The organism is Gryllotalpicola sp. CP2-P1, assembly GCF_057512245.1.
The window spans coordinates 1-10,652 of sequence record NZ_JBLRDT010000093.1; the positions used below are offsets into that span (position 1 = coordinate 1).

Sequence of the window (10,652 nt, forward strand, 5' to 3'; positions counted from 1 at the left end):
TCGGGCCCGACTCGCTGACCCGCGTCTACGCGGTCACCTCGGGCAAGGGCGGCGTGGGCAAGTCGACGCTCACGGGCAATCTCGCGGTGGCGCTCGCCGCGCGCGGGCTGCGCGTGGGGCTCGTCGACGCCGATGTGCACGGGTTCTCCATTCCCGGCATCCTCGGCCTGTCGGGGGCACGCCCCACGCGGGTGGGCGAGATGATCCTGCCGCCGGTCGCCTTCGACGTGAAGGTCGTCTCGATCGGCATGTTCCTCGACCCTGAGCGCGGCCAGGGGCCGTCGTCGGCGGTGGCCTGGCGCGGGCCGATGCTGCACCGCACCATCCAGCAGTTCCTCACCGACGTGTACTTCGGCGACCTCGACGTGCTGCTGCTCGACCTGCCGCCGGGCACGGGCGACATCGCGATCTCGGTCGGGCAGCTGCTGCCGAACGCCGAGGTCATCGTCGTGACCACGCCGCAGCTCGCGGCCGCCGAGGTGGCCGTGCGATCGGGGGCGCTCGCCGGCCAGACCGGCCAGAGCGTCTACGGCGTGATCGAGAACATGTCGGGCGAGCTGTTCGGCTCGGGCGGCGGGCAGCGCGTGGCCGATGAGCTCGGAGCGCCCCTGCTCGGCGCCGTGCCCCTGTCGGTCCCGCTGCGGGTCGGCGGCGACGAGGGCTCGCCCATCGTGGTCTCGGCGCCGGGCGACCCGGCGGCAGCGGTCATCGGGAAGATCGCCGACGGCATGGCGCACCGCCCGAGGAACCTGGCCGGGCGCTCCCTCGGAATCGCACCGCGCCTCAGCCACTGAGGCCGCCGATTTCTTCCGGCGCGGCCGCTTCCTAGGTGGCCTCGGCGTCGAAGGGGGGCAGGGCGCCCGCCACCCGGGGCGGCGCGGGCTTCGTGGCGACCGCCGCGATGCCGACCACCTTCTCGGGCTCGTCGGCGGGGTCGTCTGACAGCAGCGCATCGGCGATGATGCGGCGGGGGTCGTACTGGCGGGGGTCGAGCTTCTTCCAGTCGATCTCGTCGAAGACCTCGGAGCCGACCTCTTCGCGCACCTTCTCGCGCGCGTCGTCGGCGTAGCGGCGCAGGTTGCGCACGAACTGGCCGAGCTTCTCGGCATAGCCCGGCAGTCGCGTGGGACCGATCAGAATGACCGCGATGCCGGCCATGACCAGCAGCTTGTCGAACGAGATCCCAAACACCCGCTCATCGTAATCGCTCGCAGCCGTGCGTCTGACCAGCCCTCAGCTTCCCCGGCGGATATTCTGAGGACGGAAGTACGGAGGCCCATGTCGGACAACGACATCAACTGGAAGTTCGCGAACGATGTGGTCGTCGAGAGCGAGGTCATCGCTCGCGCGCGGCAGCATTCGCTCGAGCTCGGGGTCACCCCCGTCGCCCCCGCGGTGGGCGCGCAGGCATCCGTCATCGTCGCCGCAACGGGCGCCAGCAAGCTGATCGAGATCGGCACGGGTCTCGGCGTCTCGGGCCTGTGGCTGCTGCGCGGCGCGCGGGATGCCGAGCTGACCAGCATCGACACAGAGGTCGACCACCAGCAGCACGCCCGGCAGTTCTTCCTCGAGTCCGGTGCCCTGCCCGCGCGGCTGCGCCTCATCGCGGGCCGCGCGCTCGACGTGCTGCCGCGCATGAACGAGAACGCCTACGACGTGGTGCTCGTCGACGCCGACCCCGGCAACGTCATCGAATACGTCGAGCACGGCCTGCGCCTCGCGCGCCCCGGCGGCACCGTGCTCGTGCCGCACGCCCTCTGGCAGGGCAAGGTCGGCAACCCGGCGAACCGCGACGACGTCGCGACGGCGTTCCGCACGCTCATCGGCGAGATCTCGCAATCGGGCGCCGTCGTGAGCGCCCTCTCGACCGTGGGCGACGGGCTGCTGCAGATCACCAAGACAGCGCTCTAGAACGACACGGGGCTGAGCCGCTTAACCAAGAAGGCCGCCCTGACGGGCGGCCCTCATGAGACGTACTGGCTAGTTGGCACCGATGGCAGAAGCCAGCGCGTCGTGAAGCTCCTTGGCCTCGTCGTCGTTGACGGAAACGACCAGTCGGCCGCCGCCTTCCAGAGGCACGCGAACGATGATGAGACGCCCCTCCTTCACAGCCTCCATGGGTCCGTCTCCGGTTCTCGGCTTCATGGCCGCCATGTAGCTCCCCTTTCGTGGTTTCTACTCATTATCCCGCACGGGCTGAGGCGCCGGGCACCACCCACTCAGGGTCACGGCGGCGACCAGTCGTAGTCGCCGATGGTCCAGGCCAGCAGCAGCCAGCCGATCTGCGCCGCGAGGAACACGACGACCATGCCCGCGCGGTACCACCGGGAACGCGGCGCGGCCACGACCCCGAGTGCGGGGAACAGCGGCAGCAGAATGCGGAACGTGCTCGACTGCGGGAAGAACACCGCGAGCACGTACAGCCCGTAGGAGAGCAGCCAGAGCCGCAGCTCGACGCCCAGTCGGCGTGCGGGCGGAACCAGCAGGAACAGCACGCCGAGGCCGACCAGCGCACCGAGCGCCACATAGCCGACCCAGGCCGGGGTGTGCAGCCACAGCGTGAACCACCACTTCGCCCCCTGGATCCACGGCGTGAACGGAACGAGCGGCTCCCACCCCGTGTACGACACGCGCCACGACAGCTCGGTCTCGGTGTACGCGTTCGGGTAGCCCGTCACGCGGGCGGCGATCAGCGGCCAGGCGAGTCCGGAGACGAGGGCGACGATCGTCGCGCTGGCGGATGCCACGAGCTCGGGCATCCGCATCGGCTCGGTGCCCCGCCATGCTCGCCACAGCCGCCACACGACCCACAGGCCGAGCGCGAGGGCCAGCGCGACTTCGCCCGGGCGCGTGAAGGCGGCGATGACGATCAGGGGCAGCATCCACCAGAAGCGGCGCTTCACCCAGAGGTAGAGGATCGCCGTGAGCAGCAGGGTGAACATCGCCTCGGCGTAGGCGACCTGGAAGAGCGCGGCGACCGGCGCGAGCTGGAACAGCACCGTCGCATACATGGCCGTCGAGGGGCGCAGGCGTGCGCGCATGAGCTTGTAGGAGAGGAGCGTCGCGCCCCACCCGCACAGCACGGTGACAAGAACGGCGGATGCCTCCCACGACATCCCCGTGAGCGCCATGACCCCCTTCACCACGTAGGGATAGACCGGCAGGAACGCCCATTGGTTCTGGGTGACGTGGCCCGTCGCGTCGAACTGCAGCACGCGCGGGTAGCCGACCTGGGCGATGATCTGATACCAGCGGCCGTCCCAGATGTTCGCGAACTGCAGGTAGCGGGGGTGCGCCCCGGTCCACGCGTTGGGGCCCTCGATGGCGGCCTGCCAGAGCAGCAGCAGCGTGTCGACGGCCCGGCCGAGCAGGAACACGACCGTGACGCGGGCCCACCACGGCAGGGCCCGCCATCTCATCGCGACGGCTCTCACTGCAGCCAGGCGCGCAGCGCGTCCTCGCAGGCGGTGATCTGCCGCGTCTCGACGCGCTCGTCGTCGGCGTGAGCGAGGCTCGGGTCGCCCGGCCCGAAGTTGACGGCAGGGATGCCGAGGGCGCTGAAGCGGGCGACGTCGGTCCAGCCGTACTTGGGCTTCGCCTCGAGCCCGACCGCGTCGAGGAACTCGCGGGCGAGCGGGTCGTCGAGGCCGGGGCGGGCGCCCGGGGACAGGTCCTTCAGCTCGAACTCGCCGAGCGGCTCGAACAGGGCGCGCATGGCGGCTTCCGCCTCGTCGGTCGAGCGCGACGGCGCGAAGCGGTAGTTCACGTGGATGCGGCACTCGTCGGGGATGACGTTGCCCGCCACGCCCCCGCTCACGAGCACGGCGTTGAGCTGCTCGCGGTAGGCGAGGCCGTCGACCTCGATGGTCTCAGGCACGAAGTCGCTGAGCAGCTGCAGCACGGGCGCGGCCTTGTGGATCGCGTTCTCGCCCATCCAGCCGCGTGCGCTGTGGGCGCGTCTGCCGCGGGTCACCACGTCGAAGCGCATCGTGCCGTTGCAGCCGCCCTCGACGGCGCCGTTGCTCGGCTCGCCGAGGATCGCGAAGTCGCCGGCCAGCAGCTCTGGGCGGGTGCGGGCGAGGCGCGCGAGCCCGTTGAGGTCGCTCGTGACCTCTTCGTGGTCGTAGAACAGCCAGGTCACGTCGACGCTCGGCTCGGCGAGCTCGGCCGCGAGCTTCAGCGCGACGGCGACGCCGGGCTTCATGTCGACGGTGCCGCGACCCCAGAGGTACTCCACGCCGTCTTCCGTCGTCAGGCGCGTCGGCAGGTTGTGGTTCACGGGCACGGTGTCGATGTGGCCGGCGATGACCACCCGGCGCGCACGACCGAGGCGAGTGCGGGCGACGACGAGATCCCCGTCGCGCAGGACCTCGAGGTGGGGCATCCGATTCAGCGCCTGCTCGATCTCGTCGGCGAGCTCCTTCTCGTTGCCGCTCACCGACTCGATGTCGCAGATCTGGCGGGTCAGCTCGATCGAGGTCGCGGTGAGGTCGAGGGGCATGGCATCTAGATTAGGGGCGTGACTGATGACGCCCGCCTTGCCTGGGGCTACGGCCTCGCCACCGTTGCCGCCGACGACACCGTGCTCGACACCTGGTACCCCGAGCCGCAGCTCGGGCCGCTGCCCGAGACGTACGAGATCCCGGCGGAGCTCGCCGAGCTCGCGGGCCCCGACGACCGCCGCAACGTGCGCCTCGAGGCGGTCGTCGTCGCCATCGATCTGGATGCCCCGGTCGCCGGCACCTCTGACGCGTATCTGCGCCTGCACCTGCTCTCGCACCTGCTCGCGGCGCCGAACTCGCTGAATCTCGACGGCATCTTCGCGCATCTGCCGAACGTGGTCTTCACGTCGGCGGGTCCGGTGGCCGCCGCGGACTACCCGGCGCTGCTGCCGACGCTGAAACGCGCCGGCATCCAGGCGTACGCGGTCGACAAGTTCCCGCGCCTGCTCGACTACGTCGTGCCCGATCGCGTACGCATCGCGGATGCCTCGCGCGTGCGCCTCGGCGCGCACCTCTCCCCCGGAACCGTGGTCATGCACGAGGGCTTCGTGAACTTCAATGCGGGGACGCTCGGCACGTCGATGGTCGAGGGCCGCATCTCGCAGGGGGTCGTCGTCGGCGACGGCGCCGACATCGGCGGCGGGTCGTCGATCATGGGAACGCTCTCGGGCGGCGGCACGCAGCGCGTGGTGATCGGCTCGGGGGCGCTGCTCGGCGCGAACGCCGGCGTGGGCATCTCGCTCGGCGACGACTCGGTCGTCGAGGCCGGGCTGTACGTGACCGCCGGGTCGAAGGTGCAGCTCGTCGGCGAGCGCGACGAGAACGGGCAACCGGTCTCGGTCAAGGCGGTGGAGCTGTCCGGCGTTCCGAACCTGCTGTTCCGCCGCAACTCGCTGACGGGTGCCGTCGAGGCCGTGCAGCGCCAGGGCAAGGGGATCGAGCTGAACTCGGCCCTGCACGCGTAGCAGCGCGTATGACGCACGGCTGCGCGCCGGGAACGCCTCCGCGCGTACGCGGAACCGTGCGAGTTGCGCGACGCGCGCACGCGCGATCACACGGTGGATGCCTGCCGCGTGGGGTACCCGGCGTCCTCGCGGGCGAGGGTGCCGGCCACCTCGAGCACCACCCGGCCGAGGATGCGGCCCGCACGCATGTCGTCGAGCACCTCGTTGACGTCGGCGAACGGGTGTGTCGTGACGGTGGCGTGCACCTTGTCGCGGGCGGCGAAGTCGAGGGCCTCGGCGAGATCCGCGCGGGTGCCGACGATCGATCCGCGGATCGTCAGCCCGTTCAGCACCGTGTCGAACACGCTCACCGGGAAGGTTCCGGAGGGCAGCCCGACGAGCGAGATCGTCGCGCCGCGGCGTGCCATGCCGAGTGCCTGCGCCACCGCCTGCTCGCTCGGCGCCGTGACGAGCACACCGTGGGCGCCGCCGATCGCGCGCTGCACCTCGGCCGGGGCATCCGTCTTCGCGGCGTTGACCGTCACGGACGCGCCCAGCTCACGCGCGAGCGCGAGCTTCGCGTCGTCGATGTCCACGGCCGCGACGCTCAGGCCCATCGCGACGGCGTACTCGACGGCGAGGTGGCCGAGGCCGCCGATGCCCGAGATCGCCACCCACTGCCCGGGCCGCGCCTCGGTCGTCTTCAGCCCCTTGTACACCGTGACGCCCGCGCAGAGGATCGGGGCCACCTGAGCCGGCTCGAGCGCCTCAGGCACCTTCGCCGCGTAGCGGGAGTCGACGATCATGTACTCCTGGAAGCTGCCGTCGACCGAATAGCCCGCGTTGCGCTGCCTGAGGCACAGGGTCTCGCGGCCGCTCGCGCAGTACTCGCACTCGCCGCATGCGGACCACAGCCAGGCGTTCCCGACGCGGTCGCCGACCGAGAGCGACGTGACCAGATGGCCGACGGCGACGACGCGGCCGACCCCCTCATGACCCGGCACGAAGGGCAGCGCCGGCTTCACGGGCCAGTCGCCCTCGACCGCGTGCAGGTCCGTGTGGCACACGCCCGTGTACTCGACGCGGACGAGCGCCTCGAAGCCGTGCGGCAGGGGAACCACCCGCTCGTCGAACCCGAGCGGAGCGCCGAACTCTCGCGCCACTGCGGCGCGCATGCAATCGTGAGACATGCGGCAAGGATGCCCCCGCCCGCACCCCGCCGACAGGGACCGAAGACCCGTCGGCCGCCGCCCGAACAGCATCGGAAACTGCGGAAAAACTGCGACAGTTCGGCGGCAAGGGTGCGAAAGACCCGGCGGTAAATCGGCGCTAAAACGCGGGGGGCACCACAAATGGGGCATCCGCTCGAACCCTGCGCACGCGCCGTCTCCGCGCCCCGCGCGCCGGCCGGGCCGACCCCCGTCTTCCCTTGTACCGACTGGGAAGAAGGGGGATCGGAAAAAGTGACGATTCCTCCCGTCAGCTCTTGACGGGTACCGATCGTTCTATCCCCCGCGCCGACTCGGCCGAACGGGGCTCTTGGCCCAGCGCGAACGGCTCGATTAGTTTCGCGCCGTGGGGACCGCAGGAGAGCAGAACGAGAAGCTGATCGTCGATCATCTGCCGCTGGTGGGCTACGTCGTCTCAGAGGTCGCGGGGCGGGCGGACCACCTCAGCCGCGATGACCTGGCCGCAGCGGGCGCCGTCGCGCTCGTCGAGGCGGCCCGTGCCTTCGACGCCGGCCGCGGCGTCCCCTTCGGCGCCTACGCGCGCGAGCGCATCGCCGGCGCCGTCCGCGACGAGATGCGGCGGGCCGACTGGGCCTGCCGCGCCGCGCGCCGCCAGATCACCGAGACCCTGCGCGCCGAGGAGCAGCTCACCGCCTCGCTCGGGCGCACCCCGACGACCGCTGAGCTCGCCGACACGCTCGGCGTCGACCGCGCCACGGCCGCCCAGGGCCTCGGCTTCGCCCACCGCACCGTCTCGAGCCTCGAAGACACCATGATCGAGGTCGTGAGCCCGCAGCTCTCGCCGGCCGACGTCGCGATCATGCGCGAGCGCCTCGGGCTGCTGCGGCAGGCGATCGACGCGCTTCCCGAGCGGCTGCGCACCATCATCGACGAGGTCTACCTCAAGGACCGGCCCGTCACCGAGGTCGCCGCCGAGCTCGGCGTCACGCACGGCGCCGTCTCGCAGCAGCGCGCGCAGGCCATCGCCCTGCTGCGCGGCGCGCTCGACAGCGTCTACGAGGACCAGCCGCAGAGCGCTCCCCGCTCGCCGCGCGCCGTTGCCTACCTCGACGCGTTCCGCCTCAGCGTGGGGCGCACCCCCAAAACGGGGAACATCGCCTGAGCTGATGTAACGGATGCCGCAGCCCGGCCGATAGGGCTCGGCGTAACGCCCCGCACCCACGGACGGGTGCGGTGAACCCACATCAAGGAAGAGACGATCATGGGATTCTCCGTCAACACCAACGTGTCGGCACTCCAGGCCTACAACAGCCTGAACAACACGCAGAACAAGCTGCAGAACTCGCTCCAGCGCCTCTCGAGCGGCTACCGCATCAACAACGCCGGCGACGACGCCGCCGGCCTGTCGATCTCGGAGGGCCTGCAGTCGCAGATCTCGGGCACCTCGGTCGCGAGCCGCAACGCCCAGGACGGCATCTCGCTGCTGCAGACGACCGACGGCGCGCTCACGCAGGTGCAGTCGATCCTGCACCGCATGCGCGACCTCGCCGTGCAGGGCGCGAACGACACCAACAACTCGGACTCGCGGGAGGCGATCCAGAACGAGGCCGACGAGCTCAGCAAGGAGCTCTACCGGATGTCGCAGAACACGACGTTCAATGGCATCAACCTGCTCCAGGGCGGAAACGCGCTGAACTTCCAGGTCGGCGCGGGCAGCGACGCGAGCAACACCATCTCGTTCGGCACGGTGGACCTGGCGACCTCGGTCGGCAGCCTCGCCTCGGCGGACGGCACGGCGGCGGGCACCGGCTTCGACGTCACGGACAACGGCACGGCCAACACCACGATCGCCGCGATCGACGCCGCGATCACCGCCGTCTCGAAGGACCAGTCGCGCATCGGCGCGACCGAGAACCGCTTCGCCGACGCCGTGCAGACCCTGGCCATCACGGGCCAGAACCTGTCGGCCGCGAACAGCCGCATCCAGGACACCGACATGGCGTCCGAGATGGTCGAGTACTCGCAGAAGTCGGTCCTGCAGCAGGCGGGCGTCTCGATGCTGGCCCAGGCGAACGCCTCGAGCCAGGGCATCCTGAAGCTCCTCGGCTAGAACCCACCGGGCGGGGGCGCCCCGGCGCCCCCGCTCCCCCACCCCGCACCAGGAAAGGACAGTCAGGCGAAATGACCACCCCGCTCACCGGCCTGTCCTCGGGCCTGGACACCACGAGCCTCATCCAGACGCTGATGGCCGCGGCCTCTCAGCCGAAGACGCTTCTCGACAAGCAGATCACCACCCAGCAGTCCACCGTCGCCGACCTGCAGAAGCTGAACGCCGCGTTCGCGAGCCTCGCGCAGCTGACCGACCCGTTCACCGGCACGAAGCTGACCTCGTTCTCGGTGACCTCGAGCCAGGCATCCGCCGCCGCGGGCACGGCGGACGCGACGGCGGCGCCCGGCCAGCTGAGCTTCACCGTGGACCAGCTCGCGAGCCGCCAGGTGGAGGTCACCGGCCCGCTCTCGGCCTGGCCGACGAACCCCCCGGCGCTCACCATCGTGGCGGCGGACGGCACGCAGACCTCCGTCACCCCCAGCTCGAGCAGTCTCGACAGCGTCGTCCAGGCGATCAATGCGGCGGGCGCAGGGGTGACCGCTCTCAAGGTGCAGGCGGGCACCGACGCCTCGGGCAACGCCCTCTTCCGCCTGCAGCTCTCGAGCAGCCAGACGGGCGCGAACGCCGCCTTCACCGTGCTCGACGGCAACGGCGTCGACATCATGGCGCAGTCCGGCGGCACGGTCGTGAGCACCGCGCAGGACGCGCAGCTGACTCTGTGGCCGGGAACCGCGGCGGCGCAGGCCGTGACGAGCTCGACGAACGAGTTCGACGACCTGATGCCGGGCGTCGACGTGACGGTCTCGCAGCCGAGCAGCACCCCCGTCACGCTCTCGATCGACCAGGACGTGGACACCGAGGCCACGACCCTCTCGACGCTGATCTCGTCGGTCGAGAGCATCCTGTCGGGCATCGCGCAGGGCGCGGCCACCACGACGACGACCGACTCGAGCGGCAACACGAGCGTCGTGTTCGGCTCGTTCACCGCCGACAGCACCGTGCGCGGCGCAGCGAGCGCCCTCACCGACGCGATGACGCTCGACGTCGACGGCGTCTCACCGTCGTCCATCGGCATCGAGCTCGACAAGGACGGCACCATCAGCTTCGACCAGGACGCATTCGAGGCGGCGATGCGGAGCGACCCGAAGGGCACGACCGACCTCTACAACGCCATCGCGGCCCGCGTGAACGCCGCCGCAACGCAGGCCTCGGACCCCTTCGACGGCACGCTCACAAGCGAGATCGCGAGCGACAACTCCTCGATCACGGCGATGCAGAAGAAGTCGGACGACATGCAGGCGCTGCTCGACCAGCAGCAGGCCACCCTGCAGCAGCAGTTCGCCTACATGGAGACCATGATGAGCCAGATCCAGTCGCAGGGCTCCTACGTGCAGTCGTACATCGACGCGCTGACGGGCTCGTCGTCATCGTCGAGCTCGAAGTGAAGGGGAGGCAGAATTGACCACCACCGCATTCCAGGCGCGCACCGCGTATGCCCGCGACGCGATCCTCTCGGCCACGCCGGCGCAGCTCGTCGTCATGCTCTACGACCGGCTCGAGCTCGACCTGCAGCGCGCCGAGCTCGCGCAGGCCGAGCAGCGGTGGGGGGATGCCTCGCAGCCGCTGCGCCACGCGCAGGACATCATCACCGAGCTGCAGCTCTCGCTGCGCCTCGACGTGTGGGACGACGCCGAGAAGCTCTTCGCGATCTACACCTACGTGCGCAACGCGCTCGTGGCCGCGAACGTCAGCCACGACATCGAGCGCACGCGCGAGGCGGCCCGCCTGATCGCCCCGCTCGCGTCGGCGTGGCGCACGGCGGCCGAAGAGGTCGGCCAGCTCTCGGCGCAGCAGCGGCTCGAGCAGCAGGGCGGCCTCGGTGTCGCCTGAGGACGCCTGGCGCGAG

General features: G+C 70.6%; 12 protein-coding genes. 7 read left to right on the forward strand and 5 right to left on the reverse strand.

The features are described from left to right. On the forward strand, positions 1 to 794 hold a 794-nt coding region (locus tag ACM2XV_RS08765), incomplete at its 5' end, for an Mrp/NBP35 family ATP-binding protein (RefSeq protein WP_487026655.1). Between the two features lie 31 nt (positions 795 to 825). Here ACM2XV_RS08765 and ACM2XV_RS08770 read toward each other — a convergent pair. Then, positions 826 to 1,191 (reverse strand): twin-arginine translocase TatA/TatE family subunit, encoded by a 366-nt coding sequence (locus ACM2XV_RS08770; RefSeq protein WP_344774092.1) that lies wholly within the window; start codon positions 1,189 to 1,191, stop codon positions 826 to 828. Between the two features lie 87 nt (positions 1,192 to 1,278). Here ACM2XV_RS08770 and ACM2XV_RS08775 point away from each other — a divergent pair, with 87 nt between their 5' ends. Further along, a complete protein-coding gene (locus ACM2XV_RS08775; RefSeq protein WP_344774090.1) occupies positions 1,279 to 1,911 on the forward strand; it encodes an O-methyltransferase in 633 nt (210 codons plus the stop codon). 69 nt (positions 1,912 to 1,980) lie between these two features. Here the strand turns inward: ACM2XV_RS08775 and ACM2XV_RS08780 are convergent, their stop codons facing one another. The 3 genes from ACM2XV_RS08780 to dapE form a co-directional block, all read right to left on the reverse strand. After that, on the reverse strand, positions 1,981 to 2,154 hold the full coding sequence (locus ACM2XV_RS08780) for a DUF3117 domain-containing protein (RefSeq protein ID WP_344774088.1): 174 nt from the start codon (positions 2,152 to 2,154) through the stop codon (positions 1,981 to 1,983). A gap of 71 nt (positions 2,155 to 2,225) precedes the next feature. Then, a complete protein-coding gene (locus tag ACM2XV_RS08785) occupies positions 2,226 to 3,419 on the reverse strand; it encodes a hypothetical protein (protein WP_487026656.1) in 1,194 nt (397 codons plus the stop codon). Between the two features lie 11 nt (positions 3,420 to 3,430). Next, positions 3,431 to 4,501: a succinyl-diaminopimelate desuccinylase gene (dapE, locus tag ACM2XV_RS08790; RefSeq protein ID WP_487026657.1), complete on the reverse strand. Its 1,071-nt coding sequence runs from the start codon at positions 4,499 to 4,501 to the stop codon at positions 3,431 to 3,433. Between the two features lie 18 nt (positions 4,502 to 4,519). Between dapE and dapD the strand changes: the two genes are divergently transcribed. Continuing rightward, positions 4,520 to 5,467: a 2,3,4,5-tetrahydropyridine-2,6-dicarboxylate N-succinyltransferase gene (gene dapD / locus ACM2XV_RS08795; RefSeq protein WP_487026658.1), complete on the forward strand. Its 948-nt coding sequence runs from the start codon at positions 4,520 to 4,522 to the stop codon at positions 5,465 to 5,467. A gap of 86 nt (positions 5,468 to 5,553) precedes the next feature. Here the strand turns inward: dapD and adhP are convergent, their stop codons facing one another. Further along, the gene (gene adhP, locus ACM2XV_RS08800) at positions 5,554 to 6,621 is read right to left on the reverse strand and encodes an alcohol dehydrogenase AdhP (RefSeq protein ID WP_487026663.1); all 1,068 of its coding nucleotides are present in this window, start codon (positions 6,619 to 6,621) and stop codon (positions 5,554 to 5,556) included. 400 nt (positions 6,622 to 7,021) lie between these two features. On the opposite strand from adhP, the gene ACM2XV_RS08805 reads away from it, so the two are divergent. From ACM2XV_RS08805 to fliS, 4 genes are all read left to right on the forward strand, one after another. Beyond that, positions 7,022 to 7,798, forward strand: coding sequence for a sigma-70 family RNA polymerase sigma factor (locus tag ACM2XV_RS08805; protein ID WP_487026659.1), 777 nt, complete (start codon positions 7,022 to 7,024; stop codon positions 7,796 to 7,798). A 99-nt stretch (positions 7,799 to 7,897) separates the two neighbouring features. Further along, positions 7,898 to 8,746 carry a flagellin N-terminal helical domain-containing protein gene (locus ACM2XV_RS08810; protein WP_487026660.1) on the forward strand — a complete coding sequence of 283 codons (849 nt, stop codon included), beginning with the start codon at positions 7,898 to 7,900 and terminating at the stop codon, positions 8,744 to 8,746. Between the two features lie 71 nt (positions 8,747 to 8,817). After that, positions 8,818 to 10,191: a flagellar filament capping protein FliD gene (fliD, locus tag ACM2XV_RS08815; RefSeq protein ID WP_487026661.1), complete on the forward strand. Its 1,374-nt coding sequence runs from the start codon at positions 8,818 to 8,820 to the stop codon at positions 10,189 to 10,191. Between the two features lie 13 nt (positions 10,192 to 10,204). Continuing rightward, on the forward strand, positions 10,205 to 10,636 hold the full coding sequence (fliS, locus tag ACM2XV_RS08820) for a flagellar export chaperone FliS (protein ID WP_487026662.1): 432 nt from the start codon (positions 10,205 to 10,207) through the stop codon (positions 10,634 to 10,636). Positions 10,637 to 10,652: the final 16 nt, after the last annotated feature.